The sequence below is a fragment of the Rhodoferax potami genome, from assembly GCF_032193765.1.
Classification (GTDB): Bacteria; Pseudomonadota; Gammaproteobacteria; order Burkholderiales; family Burkholderiaceae_C; genus Allorhodoferax; species Allorhodoferax potami.
Genome location: NZ_JAVBIJ010000001.1, coordinates 2,609,564 through 2,633,221 on the forward strand (window position 1 = coordinate 2,609,564; position 23,658 = coordinate 2,633,221).

20 protein-coding genes and 1 tRNA gene are annotated in these 23,658 nt (G+C 60.2%); 6 read left to right on the top strand and 15 right to left on the bottom strand.

Annotation, left to right across the window (positions count from 1 at the left end):
- The first annotated feature begins 1 nt into the window (after nt 1).
- The 3 genes from RAE21_RS12540 to RAE21_RS12550 all read left to right on the top strand — a co-directional run bounded on the left by RAE21_RS12540 (nt 2) and on the right by RAE21_RS12550 (nt 1,954).
- The gene (locus RAE21_RS12540; protein ID WP_313881641.1) at nt 2–598 is read left to right on the top strand and encodes a GNAT family N-acetyltransferase; all 597 of its coding nucleotides are present in this window, start codon (nt 2–4) and stop codon (nt 596–598) included.
- 10 nt (nt 599–608) lie between these two features.
- A complete protein-coding gene (locus RAE21_RS12545; protein ID WP_313881642.1) occupies nt 609–1,823 on the top strand; it encodes a vWA domain-containing protein in 1,215 nt (404 codons plus the stop codon).
- Nucleotides 1,824–1,879: 56 nt separating this feature from the next.
- Nucleotides 1,880–1,954: transfer RNA gene (locus tag RAE21_RS12550), tRNA-Arg, on the top strand.
- A 71-nt stretch (nt 1,955–2,025) separates the two neighbouring features.
- On the opposite strand, the gene RAE21_RS12555 is transcribed toward RAE21_RS12550, so the two are convergent.
- The 6 genes from RAE21_RS12555 to RAE21_RS12580 are packed head-to-tail and all read right to left on the bottom strand — an operon-like array spanning nt 2,026 to nt 6,572.
- Nucleotides 2,026–2,760: a lysophospholipid acyltransferase family protein gene (locus RAE21_RS12555; RefSeq protein ID WP_313881643.1), complete on the bottom strand. Its 735-nt coding sequence runs from the start codon at nt 2,758–2,760 to the stop codon at nt 2,026–2,028.
- Between the two features lie 22 nt (nt 2,761–2,782).
- On the bottom strand, nt 2,783–4,078 hold the full coding sequence (locus tag RAE21_RS12560; RefSeq protein ID WP_313881644.1) for a dihydroorotase: 1,296 nt from the start codon (nt 4,076–4,078) through the stop codon (nt 2,783–2,785).
- A 25-nt stretch (nt 4,079–4,103) separates the two neighbouring features.
- On the bottom strand, nt 4,104–5,066 hold the full coding sequence (locus tag RAE21_RS12565) for an aspartate carbamoyltransferase catalytic subunit (RefSeq protein ID WP_087496363.1): 963 nt from the start codon (nt 5,064–5,066) through the stop codon (nt 4,104–4,106).
- A 2-nt stretch (nt 5,067–5,068) separates the two neighbouring features.
- The gene (gene pyrR, locus RAE21_RS12570; RefSeq protein ID WP_313875156.1) at nt 5,069–5,566 is read right to left on the bottom strand and encodes a bifunctional pyr operon transcriptional regulator/uracil phosphoribosyltransferase PyrR; all 498 of its coding nucleotides are present in this window, start codon (nt 5,564–5,566) and stop codon (nt 5,069–5,071) included.
- Nucleotides 5,563–5,976, bottom strand: a complete 414-nt coding sequence (gene ruvX / locus RAE21_RS12575) for a Holliday junction resolvase RuvX (RefSeq protein ID WP_313881645.1) — start codon at nt 5,974–5,976, stop codon at nt 5,563–5,565. The genes pyrR and ruvX overlap by 4 nt, the downstream gene beginning before the upstream one ends.
- Nucleotides 5,973–6,572 (bottom strand): YqgE/AlgH family protein, encoded by a 600-nt coding sequence (locus RAE21_RS12580; protein ID WP_313881646.1) that lies wholly within the window; start codon nt 6,570–6,572, stop codon nt 5,973–5,975. The genes ruvX and RAE21_RS12580 overlap by 4 nt, the downstream gene beginning before the upstream one ends.
- Nucleotides 6,573–6,593: 21 nt before the next feature.
- Here RAE21_RS12580 and RAE21_RS12585 point away from each other — a divergent pair, with 21 nt between their 5' ends.
- The gene (locus RAE21_RS12585; RefSeq protein ID WP_313881647.1) at nt 6,594–8,090 is read left to right on the top strand and encodes a cryptochrome/photolyase family protein; all 1,497 of its coding nucleotides are present in this window, start codon (nt 6,594–6,596) and stop codon (nt 8,088–8,090) included.
- Here RAE21_RS12585 and RAE21_RS12590 read toward each other — a convergent pair.
- The 6 genes from RAE21_RS12590 to RAE21_RS12615 form a co-directional block, all read right to left on the bottom strand.
- On the bottom strand, nt 8,063–13,921 hold the full coding sequence (locus tag RAE21_RS12590; protein WP_313881648.1) for a hybrid sensor histidine kinase/response regulator: 5,859 nt from the start codon (nt 13,919–13,921) through the stop codon (nt 8,063–8,065). The two genes, RAE21_RS12585 and RAE21_RS12590, sit on opposite strands and share 28 nt — an antisense overlap.
- A 52-nt stretch (nt 13,922–13,973) precedes the next feature.
- Nucleotides 13,974–16,235 (bottom strand): methyl-accepting chemotaxis protein, encoded by a 2,262-nt coding sequence (locus RAE21_RS12595; RefSeq protein WP_313881649.1) that lies wholly within the window; start codon nt 16,233–16,235, stop codon nt 13,974–13,976.
- A gap of 20 nt (nt 16,236–16,255) precedes the next feature.
- Nucleotides 16,256–16,783, bottom strand: a complete 528-nt coding sequence (locus RAE21_RS12600) for a chemotaxis protein CheW (RefSeq protein WP_313881650.1) — start codon at nt 16,781–16,783, stop codon at nt 16,256–16,258.
- A 12-nt stretch (nt 16,784–16,795) separates the two neighbouring features.
- Nucleotides 16,796–17,161, bottom strand: coding sequence for a response regulator (locus RAE21_RS12605; RefSeq protein ID WP_313875149.1), 366 nt, complete (start codon nt 17,159–17,161; stop codon nt 16,796–16,798).
- Nucleotides 17,161–17,553 (bottom strand): response regulator, encoded by a 393-nt coding sequence (locus tag RAE21_RS12610; RefSeq protein WP_313875148.1) that lies wholly within the window; start codon nt 17,551–17,553, stop codon nt 17,161–17,163. Before RAE21_RS12610 ends, RAE21_RS12605 begins: the two co-directional genes overlap by 1 nt.
- 71 nt (nt 17,554–17,624) lie before the next feature.
- Entirely contained in the window at nt 17,625–17,777 is a 153-nt protein-coding gene (locus tag RAE21_RS12615) for a rubredoxin (protein WP_340283487.1), read from the bottom strand.
- A 176-nt stretch (nt 17,778–17,953) separates the two neighbouring features.
- Between RAE21_RS12615 and thiD the strand changes: the two genes are divergently transcribed.
- Together thiD and hemL are read left to right on the top strand one after the other, a co-directional pair.
- Complete coding sequence (gene thiD, locus RAE21_RS12620; protein ID WP_313875147.1) at nt 17,954–18,841, top strand: bifunctional hydroxymethylpyrimidine kinase/phosphomethylpyrimidine kinase; 888 nt, start codon at nt 17,954–17,956, stop codon at nt 18,839–18,841.
- Nucleotides 18,842–18,855: 14 nt separating this feature from the next.
- The gene (gene hemL / locus RAE21_RS12625; RefSeq protein WP_313881652.1) at nt 18,856–20,157 is read left to right on the top strand and encodes a glutamate-1-semialdehyde 2,1-aminomutase; all 1,302 of its coding nucleotides are present in this window, start codon (nt 18,856–18,858) and stop codon (nt 20,155–20,157) included.
- 81 nt (nt 20,158–20,238) lie between these two features.
- On the opposite strand, the gene RAE21_RS12630 is transcribed toward hemL, so the two are convergent.
- The 3 genes from RAE21_RS12630 to purH form a co-directional block, all read right to left on the bottom strand.
- The gene (locus tag RAE21_RS12630; RefSeq protein WP_313881653.1) at nt 20,239–20,832 is read right to left on the bottom strand and encodes an SIS domain-containing protein; all 594 of its coding nucleotides are present in this window, start codon (nt 20,830–20,832) and stop codon (nt 20,239–20,241) included.
- A 186-nt stretch (nt 20,833–21,018) separates the two neighbouring features.
- On the bottom strand, nt 21,019–21,990 hold the full coding sequence (locus RAE21_RS12635) for a Bug family tripartite tricarboxylate transporter substrate binding protein (RefSeq protein WP_313881654.1): 972 nt from the start codon (nt 21,988–21,990) through the stop codon (nt 21,019–21,021).
- 10 nt (nt 21,991–22,000) lie between these two features.
- Complete coding sequence (gene purH / locus RAE21_RS12640) at nt 22,001–23,611, bottom strand: bifunctional phosphoribosylaminoimidazolecarboxamide formyltransferase/IMP cyclohydrolase (RefSeq protein ID WP_313881655.1); 1,611 nt, start codon at nt 23,609–23,611, stop codon at nt 22,001–22,003.
- Nucleotides 23,612–23,658 lie beyond the last annotated feature (47 nt).

The following is a 23,658-nucleotide window of genomic DNA, read 5'->3' on the forward strand; positions in this document are numbered from 1 at the left end:
CATGGCATTCGTCGAACCCGTCATCCTGAGTGCCCGAGGCATCACTTTGCTTCCGCTGGCGCTGGAGCACGAAGCGGGCTTGCGCCTTGCCGCGGCCGACGGCGAGCTCTGGAATATCCGCGTGACCTCGGTCCCCGAGCCGGAAAACACCCGCAAATACATCGAAGACGCGCTCGCCATGCGCGAAGCTGGCAACCGCTTTGCCTTCGCCGTCACCGAAACGGCCACTGGCAAGGTGCTGGGCTGCAGCAGCTACCACGACATCGTGCCGGCAGTGAAGCGCGTCGAAATCGGCTGGACCTGGTACGCCAAAAGCAGCCAGCGCAGCCACGTCAACACCACCGCCAAGCTACTGCTGCTGACCCACGCTTTCGAGACTTTGGGCTGTCATGTGGTGGGCTGGCGCACCGACAACTTCAATTTCGCGTCCCAAGCAGCCATCGAGCGCTTGGGCGCAAAAAAGGACGGCGTGATCCGTGGCCACGCCCTGCGCCGCGACGGCACCATCCGCGACACCGTGATGTACAGCCTGCGCTGCGGCGAATGGCCTGAAGTGAAGGCACAGCTCTTGTACCTGTTGGACAAACCGCGCACCTGAGGGCACCCCCATGCTGCTGGACTTCTTCTACACCCTGCGCTCCGCCAAGCTACCCGTCTCGGTCAAGGAATACCTGACCCTGCTCGAGGCGCTGCAAAAAGGAGTGGTAGGGCCGAACTCGCATCCGGCGGATGGTGAGGGCGAGGCCAGCGGCTACAGCATTGACGACTTCTACTTTCTGGCCCGCACCACACTGGTGAAGGACGAGAAGCACTACGACAAGTTCGACCGGGCCTTCGGGGCTTACTTTAAAGGTATCGAGCAGGTCAGCGATTTCACCAAAGACATTCCAGCCGAATGGCTGCGCAAAAACCTCGAGAAGTTTTTGACGCCTGAAGAGCAAGCCAAGCTGCAGGCCATGGGCTGGAACGAGCTGATGGAGACGCTCAAGAAGCGCCTCGAAGAACAAAAAGAACGCCACGAGGGTGGCAGCAAGTGGATTGGCACGGGCGGCACATCCCCTTTTGGCGCTTACGGACAGAACCCGCAAGGCATTCGCATCGGGCAGGACAAGAGCCGCAACCGCAGCGCCGTGAAGGTCTGGGACCAGCGCGCCTACAAAGACTACGACGACACCCAGGAACTCGGCACCCGCAACATCAAGGTGGCGCTGCGCCGTCTGCGCAAATTTGCCCGCGAAGGCCATGAAGACGAGCTGGACCTGGACGAGACCATCAGCAAGACTGCGGCCAACGCCGGCTTCCTCGATATCAAGATGCGCCCGGAACGGCACAACAACGTCAAGGTGCTGCTACTGATGGACGTGGGCGGCACCATGGACGACCACATCCAGCGAGTGGAAGAGCTGTTCAGCGCGGCCAAGACCGAGTTCAAGCACCTGGAGTTTTATTACTTCCACAACTGCGTCTATGACTTCATGTGGAAGAACAACCGCCGTCGCTTTGCTGAGAAGTTTGATACTTGGGACATCATCCGCAAGTACAACAAGGACTACAAACTGATCTTTGTGGGCGACGCGACCATGAGCCCCTACGAAATTTTGCAGCCCGGCGGCAGCGTGGAGTACAACAATGAAGAGCCCGGAGCCGAATGGCTGCAGCGGCTGATGAACGCCTTCCCCAAGTTTGCCTGGATCAACCCTGAGCCCCAAGGCGTCTGGCAGTACCGCCAGAGCATCGCGGTCATCCAGCAGCTGGTGCAAAACAAGATGTACCCCCTCACCCTCAAAGGCCTGGAAGAGGCCATGCGGCAGCTGACCAAGTAGGCAGCACTCTGCGACGGGGGATGCCCCGCGCGCAGGCCGATACAATCCCGCGTCCGGTCTCCGTAGTTCAATGGATAGAACGGCCCCCTCCTAAGGGGCAGATACAGGTTCGATTCCTGTCGGGGGCACCAGCCATTTTTGCATCAAATCAGGCTCTGGCGCCCATGAGATATGCGCAAGCAGCTATCAAAAAGTGAGCAAATCAGCGCTGACGCAGCGCAATGATGTCTTCCCGCACAGCGGCCGACCACGTCCTGCGGTCGCGCCCGTCGGCGGTTTGCGGAGTTCCAAACGTCACCACCGCCTGAATGCCGTCGCTGCACAACGTGCGCCAGAGGGAACCGAGCAGGGTGTCGTCTCCGATGTAGCAAGGGGCAAAGCTTTGCTGGCCTTGGTCGTCGGCAAACTGCAGGGCCACCGGTTGGATGGGCGCATTCACCGCAATAGCCGCCTGCAGCAGGTTCGCATGAAAAGGCAGCACATGGGTGCCGTCGCCGGTGGTGCCTTCGGGGAACACGGCCAGCACATCGCCTGCGCTCAAGCGCTCGGCCATGTGGTGCACCACGCGCATGGCGTCGCGGCGGGATTCGCGCTCGATATACAGCGTGCCGGCACCGGTCGCCAGCGTGCCCACCACGGGCCAATGCTGAATATCGGCCTTGGAGATAAAGCGGCAATGCCGCGCCGCATGGATGACCACGATATCCAACCAGGAGATATGGTTAGCCGCCAGCAGCACCGGACCGCCTGCGGGTGGCGTGCCGTTTACTACCAATTTGATAGCTAGCCGCGCAAGCATGGCCTGGGCCCAGGCCTGAACTTCTGCATCACGCTCAGGCTGCGTCAGGCGGGGGAACACCGTGCGAATGCGCCATGCGCCCGCCAGCACGTGCAGGAGAACTCGGCTGATTCGCCACAAGGCTTTGAGTTGGCGCATAGGCTTGTGGCTCGGTACGGCTTCAGGCTGCGGTGTAGGCCACGCGGCCGCCGACCAACGTGGCTTTCACCCGGCCGGGCAGCTCGTAGCCACCGAACGGGGTGTGCTGCCCTTGGCTCACCAGTGCGGATGGCTCCACCACCCAGTGGGCGGCAGGGTCGAACACGCAAATGTCTGCTGCGCCACCTGCTGTGAGCCGGCCTGCGCTGGCGGCAAAGGTGCCCAACGCGCCGCCCAAGACGTTTGCTGAGCGGCTAGTGACGGTGGCCACCGCCTCTGCCATGCCCAAGCCGCTCTCTTGCGCCCACTTGAGGGCCAGGCTCAGCAGCAGCTCCAGGCCGGTGGCGCCGGGCTCGGCTTCGGCAAAAGGCAGTGTTTTTTCATCCGCGCTGACGGGGTTGTGGTCAGAGACCAGCGCGTCGATGGTGCCATCGGCCAGGGCGGCGCGCAGGGCATCGCGGTCACGCTGCTGGCGCAGGGGCGGGTTCAGGCGCATGCGGCTGTCGAAGTAGCCAATGTCCACATCGGTCAGGTGCAGGGAGTTGATGCTCACATCGCAGCTCACGGGCAGGCCTTCGGCCTTGGCCTGGCGCACCAACTCCACGCCGGCGGCGCTGCTGATACGGCACAGGTGCACGCGGGCCTTGGTCGAGCGCACCAGCTCAAAGATAGTGTGCAGGGCAATGGTTTCTGCAGCCACCGGCACGCCGGAGAGGCCCATGCGGGTAGCCAAGGGGCCACTGGCAGCTACGCCCTTGCCGAGGTAGGCCTCTTGCGGGCGCAGCCACACGGTGTAGCCGAAGGTGCTGGCGTACTGCAGGGCACGCTGGGTGACCTGAGTATTGAGCAAGGGCACTTCGGCCTGGCTGAAGGCCACGCAGCCGGCTTGGGTGAGCTGCAGCATTTCGGTAAGCACTTCGCCTTGCAGATTGCGGGTCAAAGCACCGAGAGGAAACACGCGGGCCTGGTGCAAGCGCTCGGCGCGGTGGCGCAGCATTTCGACCAGACCGGCTTCGTCCAGCACCGGCTCGGTATCGGGCGGGCACACCACGCTGGTGACGCCACCCGCGACCGCGGCGGCGGTTTCGCTGGCCAACATGCCTTCGTGCTCGTGGCCGGGTTCACGCAAGCGCACGGACAAATCGACCAGGCCCGGCGCGACGACGCAGCCTTGGGCGTTGATGGTAGTTTGCGGGGCAAAGCCGGCGGGCGCAGCGCCAATAGCCAGAATGCGGCCGCTTGAGATGGCCACATCGGCCACGGTGTCGGTGCCGCTGGCAGGGTCGATAACGCGGCCGCCTTGAATCAGAATTTGCATTGCTTCAGTCCTTGAATCTGGGGCCTCAGGCCTCGTTGCCCGCGACGATGCTCATGACCGCCATACGCACGGCGATACCGAAGGTCACCTGCGGCAGGATCACGGCTTGTGCGCCATCCACCACCGCCGAGTCAATTTCCACACCGCGGTTGATGGGGCCGGGGTGCATGACGATGGCGTCGGGCTTGGCGAGTTGCAGCTTCTCGGGTGTAAGGCCAAAGCTCTTGAAAAACTCGTGCATAGATGGCAGCAACGCGCCGCTCATGCGCTCGTTTTGCAGGCGCAGCATGATGATGACATCGCAGTCCTTGATGCCCTCTTCCAAGGTATGGCACACGCGCACGCCCATCTGGGCCATGTCGGAGGGCACCAGTGTTTTGGGGCCGACTACCCGGACTTCGGCACAGCCCAGAGTGGTCAGCGCATGGATGTCAGAGCGCGCCACGCGCGAATGCAACACGTCGCCCACGATGGCGACCGTGAGGTTGGAAAAGTCTTTTTTGTAGTGCCGGATGGTGAACATGTCCAGCAGCCCCTGGGTGGGGTGGGCATGGCGGCCATCGCCGGCATTGATCACATGCACATGGGGTGCGACGTGCTGGGCGATCAGATAGGGCGCCCCGGACTCGCTGTGGCGCACCACGAACATGTCGGCGGCCATGGCGCTCAGGTTGGCGATGGTGTCCAGCAGGGACTCGCCTTTGGAGGCGCTGGAGCGCGCGATGTCGAGGTTGATAACGTCCGCGCTCAGTCGGGTGGCCGCAATCTCGAAAGTAGTGCGGGTGCGGGTGCTGTTCTCAAAGAACAGGTTGAACACACTTTTGCCGCGGAGCAGGGGCACTTTTTTGACTTCGCGGTCATTGAGCGACACGAAGTTGGTGGCGGTGTCCAGAATGTGGGTGAGGATGTTTTTGGGCAGCCCTTCGGTGGACAGCAGGTGGATCAGCTCGCCGTGTTTGTTGAGTTGCGGATTGCGCTTGTACAACATGCTCAGGCCTCCTGCACATCAAAAGAAAACACACCCTCAGCGCTGCGCGCCAGAGCCAAAGACTGGTTGGCTGCCAAGCTGACCCGAGCGGCCGCGAATTCGGCCTGGATGGGCAACTGGCGCCCGCCGCGGTCTACCAGCACTGCCAAGCGAACTTGCGCGGGGCGGCCATAGTCAAACAGCTCGTTGATCACTGCGCGGATGGTGCGGCCGGTGTAGAGCACATCGTCCAGCACCAGAATGTCGGCGCCGTTCACATCAAAGGGCAACTGGGTCTGGCCGCCGGAGGACAGGCCACGCTTGGCGAAGTCGTCACGGTGCATGGCGGAAGAGATCGTGCCGTGCTTGCCTGCGAGTTTCAGGTCCGCCTGAAGGCGCTCGGCCAGCCAGGCGCCGCCCGAGGTGATGCCCACCAAGCGGGTATCTGCATTGCACAACTGCTGTACGCCGCGCAGGAGTTCGCGGTACAGCGCCTCTGCATCCAAAGCCAAAGTGGTCACGGGAGGTTCCTCAAAAATTGTTCCAAAATAATGCAGGCTGACATGGCATCGGCGTCTTTGGCGCCGCTGGCAATCGCCTCGGTGGTGCTGTAGCGCTCGTCCACCTCAAACACTTGCAGGCCGAATCGCCCCTGCAACTGGCGGCCGAACTTTTTGGCGCGCGCGGTGTTCTCGTGCGGGGCGCCATCGGGGTGGTAGGGCACGCCGATCACGATGGCGTCGGGCTGCCATTCCTTGAGCTTGGCGGCCACGCCGTCAAAGCGGGCATTGCCTTCGGCATGGATGGAGCCCTGCGGCTGGGCGGTTCGCATCAAGCGGTTGCCCACCGCAACGCCGGTACGCTTCAAGCCGAAATCAAAAGCAATGAAGGTCGTGAATGCCTCGGGAACGGGCACCGCGGCCTCGCTCATGCGTGCCCCACTTGCTGAGAAATCATCCACGACTGCAGGCCGAGCAGGCCCAGCGCCCGGTCGTAGCGCTGGTCTACCGGCGTATCAAAAATGACTGCGTGATCTGCGGGCGTGGTGAGCCAGCTGTTTTCGCCCAACTCGGTTTCCAACTGCCCTTCGCCCCAAGCTGCATAACCCAAGGTGACCAGCACACGTTTGGGGCCAGAGCCCATCGACAGCGCCTCGAGCACATCGCGGGAGGTGGTCATCTCCAACCCGCCGGGTATGGTCATGGTGGAGGCATAAAGAGATTCGCCGGCCTCAGGGCCTCCGGTGATCACGGGCTCGTGCAAGACAAAGCCGCGCTCGGTTTGTACGGGGCCACCTTGGAATACCGGCTGCTCGAGCAGGTCTGCCCGCTGCAAGGTCAGGTCGATCTTGTCGAACAACGCCGTCAACGGCATGTCTGCGGGCTTGTTGATGATCAGGCCTAAGGCCCCGCGCTCTGAGTGCTCGCACAAAAAGACCACGCTTTTGGAGAACATCTCATCGTCCAGCCCGGGCATTGCGATCAGGAAATGATGGGTGAGATTGAAAGGTGCAGAATCGCCGGACATTCCCTGATTTTAACGGCTGACATGCAATCTGAATTCTCCAAAGGGCTGGTTTGGTTCCGCCGCGATTTACGCACCCAAGACAACGCGGCATTGGCTCTCGCGGCCGCATCTTGCGAGGCGGTGTATTGCGTTTTTGTGTTCGACAAGGCAATCCTGAACCACCTTCCCCGGCAGGACCGGCGTGTGGAGTTCATTCATGGCGCGGTTTCTGAACTGCACACCCGGCTTGGCGCGATGGCACCGGGCGGAGGCGGGTTGATCGTTCTGCATGCGGATTCGGTGGACGCGATTCCCGAGTTGGCAGCGCGCTTGGATGTGCAAGCAGTATTCGCAGCCAGGGACTACGAGCCCGCAGCCCTTGAGCGCGACACCGCCGTGCAGCAACAACTACTGAGCGAAGGCTGCCAGCTCAAACTGGTCAAAGACCAGGTGATTTTTGAAGAGCGCGAAGTTTTGACGCAGATGAGCAAGCCCTACGGCGTGTTTACCCCCTATCACCGCGCTTGGCTGGCCCGCATCGGGGCGAATACCGTGGCCCAACATCAGCTCCCCGAGAACATAGCGGCAGTATTGGCCCCGGTGCCTCATGAATTGGGCAGCGGCATCCCCTCCCTAACCGCTCTGGGTTTCGAGGCGACCAATCTTCAATCACTCGGCATGCACGGCGGCGAGGCCGCAGGCCAGACGCTGCTGAACGATTTTGTGGTGCGCATGGATCGCTATGGCGAGGCCCGTGACTACCCTAGCCTCAAGGGCCCGAGCTACCTGGGTGTTCATTTGCGCTTTGGCACTGTGTCCATCCGGCACTTGGTCAACCTGGCCTTGGAGCGGGTGCGTGCCGGGAGCCAAGGGGCATCTGTTTGGCTCGCAGAACTGGCGTGGCGCGATTTTTATTTTCAGATTCTGTCGAACTTTCCCCGGGTGGCCCGTCACGCCTTCAAACCGGAGTACGACCACATCCAATGGGAGAGCGGCGAGCACGCCGAAGCCCTGTATGCGGCGTGGTGCGAGGGCCGCACCGGCTACCCGATCGTTGATGCCGCGATGGCCCAGCTCAACCAGACCGGCTATATGCACAACCGCTTGCGGATGGTGGCCGGAAGCTTTTTGGTCAAACACTTGGGGCTGGATTGGCGCTGGGGCGAACGCTACTTCGCGACCCATCTCAATGACTTTGACTTGTCTGCCAACAACGGTGGATGGCAGTGGGTCGCCTCGAGTGGCTGCGATGCGCAACCCTATTTCCGGATTTTTAACCCGGTGACCCAAAGCGAGCGCTTTGATGCGCAGGGCAAGTTCATCCGGCGCTACCTCCCCCAACTCGCGGGCCTGTCAGACAAAGCGATCCACGCACCTTGGGCCGCCAAGCCGATGGAGCTGCTCGCCGCCGGGGTGGAGTTGGGCGTGAACTACCCTGCTCCCGTTGTGGACCATGCGCAAGCCAGGGAGCGCACCTTGGCGCGCTATGGCTTTCTCAAAAAGTCAGGGGATCAGGCGGGAACCGCCGCCGAGCAATAAGCCCGCACCAAGCCCAGCAGTTCATCTTCTGAGTAGGGCTTGCCGAGATAGTGATCCACACCGAGCTCGCGGGCGTGCTCGCGGTGTTTCTCGGCAATGCGCGACGTGATCATGATGATAGGCAGGCCACGCAACTTGGCATCTGCACGGATGTTGCGAGCCAAGTCGAAGCCGTCCATACGCGGCATCTCAATGTCAGACAAGACCACCGCAGGCACTTCTTCCTGCAAACGCTCCAAGGCCTGCAAGCCGTCATTCGCCAGCGCGACACGGTAACCTTCACGCTTGAGCAAACGCTGGGTCACGCGTCGCACCGTGATCGAATCGTCAACCACCAGCACCAGTGGCAGCTGGGTAGCCGCAACCACTGTGGCTGGTTGCTGTGCCTCGGCTCGCTCTGTGCCTTGTGCACTGCGATCCTGGCGCTGCGTCACCAAGGCGCGGGCTTGATCGCCGTACACCGATGCCAACGCGACCGGGTTGTAGATCAACACCACAGCACCCGAAGCCAGCACAGACATACCTGCCAAACCGGGCAAGCGGGCCAATTGTGGGCCGAGGTTCTTCACCACCACTTCGCGGTTGCCCAGAACTTCGTCGACGTGAACCGCCAGCCGCTGGCCCGCACTCCGGAAGATGGCCACCGGCAGTGTTTTGCCCGCCATTTCTTCACTTTGTGCGGACACTTGCAACAATGCTCCGCCCCAAAAGAAAGGCACGGACTCATCACCGAATGAAAAACTCTGCGCGGCATATGCGTCTTTGAGCTGCCCGCTGGGCACTCGCAACACGGTTTCCATGATGTTGGCCGGCACACCGATGGAGAAATCCCCCATCCGCAGAATCACCACCTGGGTCACGGCAGTGGTCAGTGGCAACACCAGCTTGAACGAAGTCCCGGCGTTTGCTTGGCTTTGGGTCTCAATGCGCCCACCGAGCGCATGCACCTCTGCACGCACCACATCCATGCCGACACCGCGCCCGGAGAGCTCGGTGACTTCATCCGCCGTAGAAAAGCCCGGCATAAAAATCAAATTCGCCGCATCAGCGTCGCTCATGGCGGCGCCCGACTCAATCAGCTGTTTGGCCTCGGCTTTGCTGCGGATACGCGCCAGATCCAGCCCGGCACCGTCGTCACTGAAGGCAACCGTGATGTCGTTGCTTTCTTGCAAGACCCGCACCTGAATCGAGCCTGCCGCCGGCTTGCCCGCGGCCACTCGCACTTCAGGCATCTCGACACCGTGTGCCACCGCATTGCGCAACAAGTGCTCAAAGGCGGGGGCCATACGATCCAGCACCCCGCGGTCCACTTCAATCGCGTCCCCGATGATGTCTAGCTTGACTTGCTTCCCGACATCTTTCGCCGCTTGGCGGACCACGCCATACAGGCGGTCTGACACGCTGTCGAATTCCACCATCCGGGTGCGGAGCAAGTCTTTTTGCAGTTCGCGGGCTTGGCGGCCTTGCGCGATCAAGTCGTCCTCGGCGCCTTCCACCGAGCGGAGCAAATTGCGCTGCACTGTGGCCACGTCGTTCACCGACTCAGCCATCATGCGGGTCAGCTCCTGTACGCGTGTGAACCGGTCAAACTCCAGCGGATCGAAGGCTTGCTGCGAGTCTTTGGTCTGCGCCAGTCGAGACTGCATTTGTGACTCGGCTTGCAATTCGACGTCGCGCAGTTGCTGGCGCAAGCGATCCAAGTTGCCCGAAAGCTCGCCCAGCGACATGCGGATCTGACCGATTCGCTCATCCACCCGCGAACGCGCAATCATGACCTCGCCCGCTTGGTTGACCAGCCGATCCAACAGCTGCGCGCGCACTCGCACCGATTGGTTGCCTTGCGCGCGTGGCTGGGGAGCCGTAGCCGCCACTGCGGGCAACAGCTTGGGCAGGCGTGCCGCTACACCCGACTCAGGAGCCGTTGCTTCGGTTGCCGGCGTGGACACTGGGGGTGTCGGCATAGCCGCTTCTTGCTCCGCGTCCTGGAGCGCTTTGCCCAAGCCCACAAACACCGCCTGCATCGCATCAAAGCGGGTGAGCAAGGGTTCTAGCTGCAGAGATTGCAAACCTTCGGCACCCAAGGTCTCGATGGAAGACTCCATCCGGTGCCCCATTTCACCCAAGCGCATGGCACCCGCAAGGCGCGCACTGCCCTTGAGTGTGTGGAGCAAACGCATCACTTCTTGCCGGGCGGCCATCTCGTCGGGATGAGACACCCATTGGCGCAGCGCGGCCCCCAACTGAGGCATCAACTCAGTGGCCTCTTCTTCAAAGATGGGCAGCAAGTCCACATCGAGGCTGTCTTGCGCGACCCATTCTTCATCATCCCCATCCAACACGATGAGGGGAGCAGCTTCTGGCAAAGGCGTTGGCGCGTTCACCGCCTCGGAGGCTGGTGTTTCGGGCGGCAAGGACACATCCGCGGGGGCTTGTGGCTCGGCGAGCGGCAGTGGCTCGGAAGCCACGGGCGCGACCGACTCGAGGCTATTGAAGTCCGACTCCTCGTCCGGCTCTTGCAAGGTATCCCCGGACTCCATCACAGGTGCCGGGAACTCCGTCTCGGTGATGTCTTGCAAAGCTTGCAAAACGTGTGAATCCGCATCTTTCACAAAACCTGCGGCGAACTGGTGCAGCAGGCGGCGAATGTCTTCCGCGGCGTCGCAAAACACATCTGCGTGGTCTGCCTGCACCTGCCGGTACAACTGAACATGCTGAAGCGCTTGCTCCAAGGCTTTGGCGGTTTCTGAAAGCGCTGTAAAGCCTACTGTTGCGGAACTGCCCAACAAGGAATGAGCCAACGAAATGACGGTGTCAGACACTGGCTCTTGAAGCTCTATGGCCCACTCACCCAGCTCTGTTTGCAGCCTGCGAGACCATTCATCGGCCTCGTTCAGGTAGACGTTGTAGAGCGGAATACTCATGCGCAGCGGGCCGATGACCTTCATGCCTTCATCGGGATCTGCAGAAACACGTTCAGGGAATTGCAACACCAGCCCTGTGGTGGCGGGCTGCGATTGCTCTTCAACTTGTTCTTCGCTATCGAATTCCGCTGCTACAGGCTCTTCCGGCTCGTCCAGAGCATCTGCTACAGGAGCTTCACTGCTCTCCAGCTCGTTGATATCGAGCAAGCGGGTTTCCAGCGGCGCATGGATCGTTTGCGAAGGCGCATCGAAATCAGAAAAGTCGAAGTCACCCAAGTCGACATCTGAGAGCTCGACGCTTTCCACGGAGTCCAACGACTGCGCAGTGGGCTCGGCCGTATCCAGACTTGTCGCGTCGAAGTCGAAAATCTGTGTTGCCACGAAATCTGGCTTGGCCTCTTCGAGCGGCGGCGGAGAAGGCAGGTCATCCAAAACGATAGACCCCATTTCGGTGGCTGCAAAGTCGACCTGAATCTCTTCGAGTTCAGGCAACTCCAGCTCCGGCGCTTCTTCTGCAGGTTGCTCGATTGACGGAGCGTCTTGTGCGAGCGAAGCCTCTGGCTCGATTAGGGCCTCATCCGAGGAAATTACCGCATCGGGAAGATCTGACGGAATATCCAGTGCCACGCTTTGGCCATGCAATCGCAATGCATCAGCGGTGGCCCGGAAAGGCACAGCACTCCAGCCCGATGCTTGCCCCTGAGCAATATCGGTGACCCAGCGCGCCAGACCGGCGATGGCCTGGTCTGCGACATCCATCAGCGCGTTGCTCGCAGGCCGCTGTTCGGCCAACGATGTATTGAGGAGCTGCTCAAACGCCCAAGATGCCTCGCCGAAGTCATCCAAACCGACCATGCGGGAACTGCCCTTGAGCGTATGGAACGCCCTGCGCAAAGTGGTTTGGTCTGCAAGATTGGTCGGGTCCAGACGCAATGCGGCAAGCGCCTCGCGTCCGCGCTCGATAACGTCACGGGCTTCTTCGAGGAAGATGTCCTGGAGCTCTGCCGCATCGTCCTCGTCCAAGTCCGCGGCGGCGGGCTGGGCAGGCGCGCTGGCGGGAGTTGGGGCAGCCGCTGCAACCGCCGCCAAGCTGGCCAGATCGTCTTGGACGTCGTCCTGCACGACCTCCACCTCTGGAACCACCATCCGCTCGCGGCCCATCACGGGCTTGAACTCGCCAAGGCTCTCGTCATAAACGAAAAGGGTCTTGGCCAGCGACCGCTGAAAGCTCAACATGTCGATTAAGAAGCCCAACGCACCCAAGCTGTTACCGAGCTTTTCGAACACGCCTGTGGGCGCGGTGGAAGCGTCGACCTCATCGACCAGCAGCTGCTCCACCGTCGTGCGCATCCGCAAAGCAGCGAGCGAGGGCTGATCCAACCCCAGCACTGAGAACACGCCGCGCATTTGGGCGAACTGCCCGGGTACGCTGCGAAGGGGGCTTTTGTCGCGCGGGTCCCTGAAGAATTGATCCAGCGACTTCTCAATATCTCCCAGAGTCGTGCGGAGCTCATCCACCACACTGCCCATGGTTTGGCGATCACTCACGCGGCGGTACAGCTCTTCCATCCACGTTTCCAGCGGCTCCGGCTCTTCGCCGTCCGTCACATGCTGGAGTCGCTGCGCCAACCGGGCACTGCGCTCAGCCAACTGGTTGTCTGTGGGGTCGAGATCTTCGTAAGCCGCTTCGAGGTAAAGAATCGAAGTGGCGACTTCCATCGCCACCGCCGGTGTCGGCGCCACGCCAGAGCGGGCAGTTGCCTCGATCACCTGCGACAAGCCGCGAGCCAACTCACCACTCTCAGGGTGCAATTTGGTCACGGCCTCCGACACGGCAGCAAACTGTTCAGCTGCTGCTTTGAGGCGATTGACATCTCCGCCTGCCAAGGCCGACCATGTCTCTGCAGCTGCCGCGATACGCTTGCGCGCGAGAACTAGCATCGCAGGGTCAAAGCGACCGAACTGCTCACTGACATAGTCCACTTGCTTGTTGCGGGTCAAGCCGTAAGCAGTGCGGACTGCCGTCAACACAGGTGCCACAGTGGGGTCTGCAGGTATCGCCCGGGAGCAGAAAAACACAATGTCTTGGGCAAGTCGCTCAGACACTGCAGTTTCACCCTTTGTCAGCACCACATATTGCTGTAGGATGCGCGATGCGGCGCGCTTGGTATAGATGTCGCTATCAAACAGGTCTTGCGACATGCCCTCGAAATAGGCACCGCAGACCATCCAAAAGGTGCGCTCCTCCATGAACTGCGCTGCGGCAGCCAAGCCCAGACTGACTTGCAACAAGCGAAGTGCCGCCTCTTTCTCGCCGTATTTGACGAGTCGCAACACTGCATGATCCATCTCCCGGCGGACCTGCGGGCCCGCAGTGTGCGGCTCCACACCTTCGGGCACCTGCACCGGGATCCATTGCCACGCCGGTGGCCACAAATCTGCAGGGTGAATCCGTTCCGCGCCCGCCATCTCGAGCAGAACTTTGTACTGCGGGAACAACGCCACCGAGGAAGCCGACTTGCCCTTGATGACACCATCCAGGTATTCCGTCAAGGCGAAGCTGGCGCGCTCCATGGCGTTCGCCGCGTCATCGCTGCACTGCTCCGGCCTTTGTACGAACTTTTGAGCCAGTGTTTCCATGGCTCGCACAAACTTAGCGGGCGCCTCTAGCCCCACCATTTCCAAAGCACCCACTGCTTGATGCAGCTGCTGGCGCGCTATGCGCAGGTGGCTGGCATCCAACTCCGTCAAATCCGCTCCGCGGGCCATTTCAGCATCGCGGACAAAACGACGCATCGCCTTGGTGGCTCCGTCTAAGGACTTGCGGAGCTCTTCGAGCACCCAAGCCAACGGCCCCAGGTCACCGATAGCGAGTTCGTTATCTCCGGAATCAAGAAGGTTGGACGACATGGGTTCAGGCACTCCTGGAAATCACGGGGCGGAAGGTCACGTGGGCACGCGATCAGGAAATCTTGAACCGGGACACCGATTGACGGAGTTCCTCGGCCATGCGGGAGAGTTCACGCACTTGATTAGCAGTCGCGCGGGTACCTTCACCAGTCTGCTCGGTCACCGCAAAAATGTGCTGAATGTTGTCAGCAACCACGTTCGCCAAACCTGCTTCGCGGGAAGCAGCGTTCGAGATCTGCTCAATCAGGTCGGCCACTTGGCGGGACACCCGATCAATTTCAGTCAGCGCGGTACCGGCATTATCGGAAAGCTTGGCCCCTTCCACCACACCCTGCGTGGAGCGCTCCATCGCGCCGATGGCATCCTGCGTATCCGTCTGAATGGCCTTCACCAGCGCCGCAATCTGGCGCGTCGCATCGGCGGAGCGTTCAGCCAGACGCTGCACTTCTTCCGCCACCACCGAGAATCCGCGACCAGCCTCACCAGCCGATGCGGCCTGAATGGCGGCGTTCAAAGCCAACACGTTGGTCTGCTCGGTAATGTCAGAAATCAGCTCTGTAATTTCACCAATCTCTTGAGAGGATTCACCCAGTCGCTTGATCCGCTTAGAGGTTTCCTGAATCTGGTCACGGATGGAGTTCATACCGCCGATCGCGTTTTGCACCGCCTGCAAACCGGACTCCGCCGCTTGCAAGGATTGACGGGCTACCGTCGCAGACTCTTGGGCTTGTGCAGACACTTCGTTAATACGGCCCGCCATATCGAGTACCGACTTACCGGTTTCACGAATTTCGTGCAGTTGCTCGTTGGATGCTGCAAGCAGCTCAGTCGAAGTGGCATCCACATCTGCGGTCGTTTGTGCCACCCGGGCCGCCGTGTTTTGTACGTTCGACACCAGCGAGCGCAGTTCTTCCACCGTGTAATTCACCGAGTCAGCAATAGCGCCGGTAATGTCTTCCGTCACGGTCGCTTCTTGGGTCAAATCACCTTCCGCAACCGTTTGCAGTTCGTTCATCAAACGCAAAATCGCAGCCTGGTTGGCGTCGTTTACGCGCTTGGCTTCCTGCTCTTGACGCTCCGCTTCCAAACGTTGGTCTTCGGCCACCACTTGACGCTTGCGGCTGTCTTGCAGCTGCACATAAGACAGTCCACCCGCACACACCAGCGCAAACAGCGCCGCCAAGATCAGCAATGCCAGAGAGGCGCCACCGATACCAGCTTGACCGGACAACTTGGCCTGCAAGTCTTCCAGGTTGCGGCGCAAGGGTTCGCTATCCGCAATGATCGCGCCTTGCGCTTCACGCGCAGACACCAAGCCCTGCAAGTTGCCCAAGATCGCGCCCGCTTGTACCCGGGTTTCTTCATACATCTTGATCAGTGCTTCGAGTTGCTCGCGGGTGGCTTCGTCTTTAGTGGCGGTGAGTCGGAGCTCGGTGCTTCCCGACAGCAGCGCTTCTGAAATCTCCTTAAAGGTGTTCAAGTCCTTACCCAGCAAGAACACAGCCTCAGGGCTCACGCCCTCGGCGGTCAGGAACTCGTTGGAGGACTTGCCAATCCGCTGCGTCAACATCACCAACTGACCGACCGCAGAAATTTCAGCGGCAGGCGCGTTCTGTTGCAGCTTCAAGGAAGAAACGGTTTCCGCAACTTCCAGCAAGTCAGAGGACTGACGGTTAATCAAGCGGAGCGCGGACCCGATCTGGGTCAACATTTTTTGTTGCGCGATCACCGCCTTGGCGTTCTTGTCGGCGCGCTCTACGAGGGGGAGAACCTTGCCGAGCTCCGGCGCGTAGTCTTCGCTCAGCGGGTTGATGCGCATCTCGTCATCACCTGCCTGGAGACCCCGTACCGATTTCGACAGAATACTGGCACTGTCCGACACGTCAGGGAAGGCCTGGGCGCTGCCCACCACCGCCTGGGACACTGACTTCGCCAAGCGTTGCGACTGCATCAAAGACTGGCCTGTCGCACCCAATTGTTGAGCGACACGGTCCGATTGATTCAGCGCATAAAAAGTAACGCCGGCCAAAACAATCAATGCGCCCCCCAACAGAACAAACAACGTCCGCTGGTGCTCCACCACCGTCTTGCGCCCTAGCACCGGAATGGTGATCAAGTCGCCCTCTGTAGGCGCTGCCTCTTCAACTGCTGCCGCTGCTGAACCCTGCAAAGGCGCGTTCCGCGACTCGGGTTGCATCTCATTGTCTGTATTGACGATAGTCACATCGGGCATAGCCAAACTCAAACGCGAGTCCAGCTCAGAGTCAAGCTGCTTCTTAGAAAACAAATTCTTCAATTGATCGACGACAGACATGTTGAGACCTTACAGGTGAACTAAGCGGTGATGCTTAAAAACTGCGGAGACTGGGAGAGAACGCGCAAGTTGATTTCTTGCCAAGACTCACCCGCGCTATCGATGAACACATTCCCCAGGTAAAGCGGAGAGCCTTCTGCCGGACCATGTGACTGGGTGAACGCATCAGCGCCGCGCAGGCCGGACAAAACATCCACCTGCAACGCGCAATTCACATCCAATGCTGCATTGAGCGTCACCACACTGGGCTCCCCGGCAACTACCTGCCTGGAACCCACCCCGTCTTGCGCCAAATACGCCGCAAGATCGACGACTCCGAAAAGACCGCCCCGGATATTCATGACACCCAAGAACCAGTCCACCGAGTAGGGGACCGCTTGCAGATAGGACACAGGAACGATTTCGCCGGACTGACCCAATGGAAACAGATACTTCCGGGCGCCGGCCTGCACGGCCAACCACGCCACCGACATACCTTCGGTCTTCGCAGCTTGCAAACGGCTCGCGAGCCGGGCTTGTAATTCTCGGAGTGCGTCTCTGTTGGCCATATCAAGTCGGCGTTAGCCCAGAGCCTTGATTTTGGCTAGCAACTCGGATGCATCGACCGGCTTGGTGATGTAGTCTTTGGCGCCCTGGCGCATGCCCCAGACACGATCGGTCTCCAAGCTCTTGCTGGTGCACATGATGATCGGGATGTCAGCGTATTCAGGCGTGCGGTTGATCGCCCGCGTCAACTGGAAGCCGTTTTGCCCGGGCATCACCACGTCCATCAAAATAAGGTGCGGACGGTCTTCTGTGAGACGCTTGAACGCCTCGTCAGCGTTTTCTGCCGAACGGACGCTGAATCCGTTCTTCTGCAAAATCTCGGTAAGAAACAGCAACTCTGTTTTGGAATCATCAACGATCAGTACTTTTTGGATAGGCATCAATTCGCTCCTTGCATGGCAGCTCCGAATTGCTGAACCGCTTTCAGCAATTGGTCTTTGGTAAATGGTTTGGTGAGGTAGTCCTGCGCGCCGACCATGCGGCCCCGGGCTTTGTCGAAGACACCGTCCTTGGAGGACAACATGACCACCGGCACACTAGAGAATTTGGTGTTGCGCTTGATGATGGCGCAAGTCTGATAGCCGTCCAGCCGTGGCATGAGAATGTCACAGAAGATGATGTGCGGCTGGTAATCATTTACCTTGGCGAGCGCATCGAAACCGTCCTCTGCCAACAGGACATCGTGCCCACCCTGCTTGAGAAAGATTTCCGCGCTACGTCTTATCGTGTTGCTGTCGTCTATCACGAGCACTTTGAAGGTGGGAATGGTCATACGTTAAGAGGAATGCTCCCCGCGTTGGCGAGATACGTCAGCACAAGCAAATTTCACACCTGCAATGGGTGTCAGATCTGCACCATTTCAAAATCTTCTTTACGAGCACCACATTCGGGGCAAGTCCAGTTCATCGGAACATCCGCCCACAAAGTACCGGGTGCGATGCCATGGTCAGGCGCTCCGGCGGCTTCGTCGTAAATCCAACCGCAAATCAAGCACATCCAAGTTTTGGTATCAGTCACAGCTTATTGAGCCTTCAAATAGAATCCAACGATTGTATAGAGCAGGTTTTGTGAAAAAGACGACCGCCCATCTAAAGAACGCCATTCTGCACGATGACTTACCCTAATAGAGGCCTCTAGATGTCGGCATCCCTCCCCCCGAACTTGACGAAACCATGGACGACGACGGCCCTTCGGCTTGCGTCATGGCATTCAACGCCAACGACCCGAGCGGTAGCGCCGGGACCTCTGCCGACCTCACTGCGATTGCGTCCGTAGGCGCCCATGCCCTGCCCGTCGTCACTGGTGCTTATGCCCGCGACACCACAGAGATCGTGGACCATTTCCCCTTTGATGACGAGGCGGTCACCGAGCAAGCCCGCATCATTCTGGAAGACGTTCCTGCACAGGTCTTCAAGGTCGGTTTTGTGGGTACACCAGAGAACCTTTCTGCGATTGCGGAACTGGCCTCTGACTATGCCGATGTCCCGCTGGTTGCCTACATGCCCGACCTCTCCTGGTGGGAGGAAGACAAGATCGATTTGTATCAAGACGCTTGCACAGAGTTACTTTTGCCACAGACCACTCTGTTGGTAGGAAACCACAGCACGCTCTCGCGCTGGCTGCTACCGGACTGGAGCGCCGACAAAAGCCCCTCGGCCCGTGACATCGCCAAAGCGGCCAATGCCTTTGGAGTGCCCTACACCCTGGTCACCGGCATCCCACTGCCGGACCAGTTCATTGATAACGTGTTGGCCTCGCCCACCTCTGTGTTGTGCAGTGAAAAGTTTGAGCGCTTTGAAGCCATCTTCACGGGAGCAGGCGATACCCTCTCCGCAGCATTGGCAGCATTGATTGCCAGCGGCACCGAACTGAACGAAGCCGTGACCGAAGCCCTGAGTTACCTGGACCGATGCCTGGAAAACGGGTTCCGCCCCGGCATGGGGCACGTGATTCCAGACCGGCTCTTCTGGGCACAACCAGAATCCGATGACGACGACGAAAGCACCATCAGTGCCCTTGAAGCCGACTTCGAAGTCCCTCCCAACTCCACCCGACACTAACTGGCAGAAATTTTGTGACAGATCGTAATTTAGAACTCTTTGAGCGCGCCAAGCGCGTGATTCCCGGTGGCGTGAACTCGCCTGTGCGTGCATTCAAGGCCGTGGGCGGCACACCGCGCTTCGTGCAACGTGCCCAAGGCGCCTACTTTTGGGACGCCGACGGCAAGCGCTACATCGACTACATTGGCTCCTGGGGGCCCATGATCCTGGGCCACGGCCACCCTGCGGTACTGGAGGCGGTGCAAAAAGCAGCGCTGGACGGTTTCTCGTTTGGCGCCCCCACCGAACGCGAAGTCGAACTGGCCGAGGCCATCCTGGCACTGGTGCCCAGCATGGACATGGTGCGCCTGGTCAGCAGTGGCACCGAGGCCGGCATGAGCGCCATCCGCCTGGCCCGCGGCGCTACAGGCCGCAGCAAGATTTTGAAGTTTGAAGGCTGCTACCACGGCCATGCCGACGCACTGCTGGTCAAAGCCGGTTCCGGCTTGGCCACCTTCGGCAACCCCACCAGCGCCGGGGTGCCCCCCGAAGTGGTGCAGCACACCTTGGTGCTGGAGTACAACAACATCCAGCAATTGGAAGAAGCGTTTGCCCTGCACGGCAAAGAGCTGGCCTGCGTGATGATCGAGCCGATTGCCGGCAACATGAATTTCGTGCGCGCCAGCGTGCCCTTCATCAAACGCTGCAGCGAACTGTGCACCGAATACGGCGCGCTGTTTGTGTTTGACGAAGTGATGACGGGTTTTCGCGTCGCCCCCGGCAGCGCCCAGCAGGTCTATGCCCGCAGCATTCCCGGCTTTGAGCCTGACATGACAGTGATGGGCAAGGTCATTGGCGGCGGCATGCCCTTGGCAGCCTTTGGCGGCAAGCGCGCGGTGATGGAGCAATTGGCGCCCTTGGGCCCTGTGTACCAAGCCGGTACGTTGTCCGGCAACCCGGTGGCTACCGCTTGCGGCTTGGCAACGCTGGCAGAAATCAGCAAACCCGGCTTTTACGAAGACCTGGGCCGCAAAACACAGTCCCTGATCAGCGGCCTGCAAGCTGAAGCTGACAAAGCGGGAGTCGATTTCTGCGGCGACTCTGAGGGCGGCATGTTCGGCTTTTTCTTCTTCAAAGAACTGCCGCAAAACTACTCCAAGGTCATGACCACCGACAACGCGCGTTTCAACACCCTGTTCCACGGCCTGCTGGACCGCGGTGTTTACATCGCCCCAGCGCTCTATGAGGCAGGTTTTATGAGCGCAGCGCACACCGATGCCGACATTGCAGAGACGGTCGCCGCAGCGGGTGACGTGTTCAAATTGCTATCAAAATAGAAGCTGCTCGCGCAAATAAAACAAGGGCTGGAAGCCGATTTGGCTTCCAGCCCTTGTTTTATGGTGGGGTGGACTACGCGCTCACTCGCCGACGTAGTTCTCTGGAAAGAAGTAGCGCTCAATCAGCTCAATCAGGATGTGCAGCACCTTGATGTGCAGCTCCTGCACCCGGTCTGCGTAAGTGCCACCGGGGGTGCAGATGTACACATCGCTCAAGGGCTCCAGCTTTTCGCTGCGCTTGCCGCTGAGGATGATGACCTTCATGCCCAATGCCTTGGCCGCCTCGGCGGCCTTGATCACATTCTTGCTTGTGCCACTGGTGCTGAGCGCCACCAGGCAATCGCCGGGGCGGCCGTGGCCTTCGACGTAGCGGGCGAACACTTGCTCGTAACCATGGTCATTGCCCACACAAGTCAGGTGGCCGGCATCGCTGATAGCAGTAGCGCCCAAGGCTTTGCGGTCCTTGCGGTAGCGACCGGTCAGCTCTTCGGCAAAGTGCATGGCATCGCACATGGAGCCGCCGTTCCCGCAGGAGTACACACGACCTTGACTCTCAAAGGTGGCGATCAGCAGTTGCGCTGCCTGCTCGATGGTCGCCAACGCGGCCGGGTTGGCCAGCAGGTTGGTCAATGCGGTGTGCGCCTCTTGCAGGCTGGAGGTGATGTGGTTTTGCATGGCGCCCATTTTCGCGCAATCCCCACTAGCCCGGATCGACCGCAGCGCAAGACCCGATACAGGCCTCACCCAAACCTTGATTTGCTATAAAAATAGTAGCTAGCTGCGCTTATTTTGCGAGGGCTACAGATCAAATAGGCATAAAAAAGCCGCTCAAGAGCGGCTTTTTTATCGATGCAGCGCCCTTCAATCCACGCGGGCGCCCGTGTCTTTCACTACTTTTTCATACTTGCGGCGCTCTGCCTGCATCCACGCATCAAAGGCAGCGGGAGTGGAGGGTGCGGGTTCGGCAAACAAGGTGTTGAAGCGGGTCTTGGTCTCAGGCGCTTGCAGAGCCGCGGTAAAGGCCTGGTGGAGCTGCGCGATCCGCTCCTTGGGCGTACCTGCCGGAGCGACCAGCCCCCACCATGTGTCAATCGCAAAACCCTTGAGCGTTTCGGACATGGCAGGCACCTCCGGCAGGGCTGTGCTGCGGCTGAGGGAAGTGACCGCCAAGGCCTTGAGCTTGCCGGAGCGGATATTGGGCGCTGCCGTGGCCAGGTTGTCCAGATTGAAGTCCACCTGCGCGCTGAGCAATGCCAGTTGCGCAGGGTTTCCACCGTTGTAAGGGATATGCAGCGCGAAAATTCCGGCTTCTTTCTTGAACATCTCCCCCGCCAAGTGTCCGGCACTGCCGTTGCCGCCGCTGCCGTAGTTGAGCTTGGCAGGATGGGCCTTGGCGTAAGCGATCAGGTCCGCCAGGGTCCCGATGCGCAGGCGCTGGGCCACCTCGGCATTCATCACCAGCACGTTGGGCACACGCACCATCTGCGTGATACCGGCAAAGTCCGTCGCTGCGTTGTAGGGCATCTTGGCAAACAGCCACGGGTTCACCGCATGCGTGGCGGTGGCCGCGATGCCGATGGTGTAACCGTCAGGCGCAGCTTTGGCCACTACATCCGCACCGATGTTGCCGCCGGCACCGGGGCGGTTTTCCACCACCACTGTGCCGAGGCTGTCTTTGACCCGCTCGGCCAGCACTCGGGCGGTAATGTCCAGCGGACCGCCTGCGGCATAAGGAACCACGAGGCGGATCGGCTTGTTCGCCCCTTGGGCCCAACTGCTAGAGACGCCCAACACAAGGGCACCAACGAGAGTGACGAATCGCAAAGCGTTCATGGCAGGCCGATCAGTGGCGGAAGTGGCGCACGCCACTGAACACCATAGACACGCCGCGCTCGTTGGCCGCGTCAATGACTTCCTGGTCGCGCATAGAACCACCGGGCTGGATGACACAGGTCGCGCCATGGTCCACCACCACATCCAAGCCGTCGCGGAAGGGGAAGAACGCATCGCTCGCGACGACCGTGCCAGCCAAGGACAGATTCGCGTGGCCGGCCTTGATGCTGGCGATGCGGGCAGAGTCCAGGCGGCTCATCTGGCCGGCGCCCACGCCCATGGTCATGCCGCCCTTGCAGAAGACGATGGCGTTGGACTTGACGTACTTGGCCACCTTCCATGCGAAGAGGAGGTCGTTGAGTTCTTCAGCCGTAGGCTGCTTGGTCGTCACGACCTTCAGGTCGCTCAGGGCCAGCTCATGGTTGTCAGCCGTTTGCAGCAGGATGCCGGAGCCGATGCGTTTCATGTCCATCAGGTTTCGGCCTTGGTCCCATTCCGACGCTCCACCCTTGGGCAGGTCGATTTGCAGAATGCGCACATTGACCTTGCTCTTGAAGACTTCCAGCGCTGCGGCTGTGAAGCTAGGCGCCATCAACACTTCCACAAACTGCTTGGAGATTTGCTGGGCACCGGCCTCGTCCAGCTCCGTATTCAAGGCAATGATGCCGCCGAACGCGCTGGTGGGATCGGTTTGGAAGGCCTTGCTGTAGGCCTCCAAGGCATTAGCGCCGACAGCCACGCCGCAAGGGTTGGCGTGCTTGACGATCACGCAGGCTGGCGTGTCGAAGCTCTTCACACATTCCCAGGCGGCATCCGCGTCGGCGATGTTGTTGTAGCTCAGCTCTTTGCCTTGCAGCTGCTTGGCAGTCACCAGCGAGCCGGGGGCAGGCATCAGGTCGCGGTACAGCGCGGCTTGCTGATGGCTGTTCTCACCATAGCGCAGGTCTTGCACCTTGATGAAGCGGCCGTTGCTCTGACCGGGGAACAGGTCCAACACCGGGGCCTTATCGCCTGCAGGCACCTCATCACCAATCTGAATGGCAGACAGGTAGTCACTGATAGCACCGTCGTACTGGCTGATGCGGTTGAACGCAGCGATGGACAGGCCCAGCTTGGTCATGTCGCTCACCACGCCATTAGCTTTCAGCTCGGCGATCACGGTGTCGTACTGTGCTGCGTCAGTCAGCACCGCCACGTCTTTCCAGTTCTTGGCGGCGCTGCGCACCATGGCGGGGCCGCCGATATCGATGTTCTCAATCGCGTCTTCCAGCGTGCAACCAGCTTTGGCCACGGTGGCTTCAAACGGGTACAGGTTCACCACCAGAAAGTCGATGGTGTTGATGTTGTGCTCGGCCAATGCGGCCATGTGGGTAGGGAAGTCGCGGCGCGCCAGCAAGCCACCGTGCACGCGGGGGTGCAGGGTCTTCACACGGCCGTCCAGCATTTCAGGGAAGCCGGTCATCTCGGCCACTTCGGTCACGGGCAGGCCTTTGTCGGCCAGCAGCTTGGCAGTGCCCCCAGTAGACAAGAGCTTGACACCCTGAGCGTGCAGCGCCTGGGCGAGTTCAACGATGCCGGTCTTGTCGGAGACCGACAGCAATGCAGTTTTTTGTGCGTTCATAGTGCGGGAGTAAAGTAAAACCAGAAAACGTTTCACCGGGCAACCGC

Coding starts and splice junctions, on each gene's coding strand:
- RAE21_RS12540 (WP_313881641.1), top strand. CDS start 2: ATGGCATTCGTCGAACCCGTCATCCTGAGTGCCCGAGGCATCACTTTG.
- RAE21_RS12545 (WP_313881642.1), top strand. CDS start 609: ATGCTGCTGGACTTCTTCTACACCCTGCGCTCCGCCAAGCTACCCGTC.
- RAE21_RS12555 (WP_313881643.1), bottom strand. CDS start 2,760: ATGCGCCAACTCAAAGCCTTGTGGCGAATCAGCCGAGTTCTCCTGCAC.
- RAE21_RS12560 (WP_313881644.1), bottom strand. CDS start 4,078: ATGCAAATTCTGATTCAAGGCGGCCGCGTTATCGACCCTGCCAGCGGC.
- RAE21_RS12565 (WP_087496363.1), bottom strand. CDS start 5,066: ATGTTGTACAAGCGCAATCCGCAACTCAACAAACACGGCGAGCTGATC.
- ruvX (WP_313881645.1), bottom strand. CDS start 5,976: ATGAGCGAGGCCGCGGTGCCCGTTCCCGAGGCATTCACGACCTTCATT.
- RAE21_RS12580 (WP_313881646.1), bottom strand. CDS start 6,572: ATGTCCGGCGATTCTGCACCTTTCAATCTCACCCATCATTTCCTGATC.
- RAE21_RS12585 (WP_313881647.1), top strand. CDS start 6,594: ATGCAATCTGAATTCTCCAAAGGGCTGGTTTGGTTCCGCCGCGATTTA.
- RAE21_RS12590 (WP_313881648.1), bottom strand. CDS start 13,921: ATGTCGTCCAACCTTCTTGATTCCGGAGATAACGAACTCGCTATCGGT.
- RAE21_RS12595 (WP_313881649.1), bottom strand. CDS start 16,235: ATGTCTGTCGTCGATCAATTGAAGAATTTGTTTTCTAAGAAGCAGCTT.
- RAE21_RS12600 (WP_313881650.1), bottom strand. CDS start 16,783: ATGGCCAACAGAGACGCACTCCGAGAATTACAAGCCCGGCTCGCGAGC.
- RAE21_RS12605 (WP_313875149.1), bottom strand. CDS start 17,161: ATGCCTATCCAAAAAGTACTGATCGTTGATGATTCCAAAACAGAGTTG.
- RAE21_RS12610 (WP_313875148.1), bottom strand. CDS start 17,553: ATGACCATTCCCACCTTCAAAGTGCTCGTGATAGACGACAGCAACACG.
- RAE21_RS12615 (WP_340283487.1), bottom strand. CDS start 17,777: ATGTGCTTGATTTGCGGTTGGATTTACGACGAAGCCGCCGGAGCGCCT.
- thiD (WP_313875147.1), top strand. CDS start 17,954: ATGGACGACGACGGCCCTTCGGCTTGCGTCATGGCATTCAACGCCAAC.
- RAE21_RS12630 (WP_313881653.1), bottom strand. CDS start 20,832: ATGCAAAACCACATCACCTCCAGCCTGCAAGAGGCGCACACCGCATTG.
- RAE21_RS12635 (WP_313881654.1), bottom strand. CDS start 21,990: ATGAACGCTTTGCGATTCGTCACTCTCGTTGGTGCCCTTGTGTTGGGC.
- purH (WP_313881655.1), bottom strand. CDS start 23,611: ATGAACGCACAAAAAACTGCATTGCTGTCGGTCTCCGACAAGACCGGC.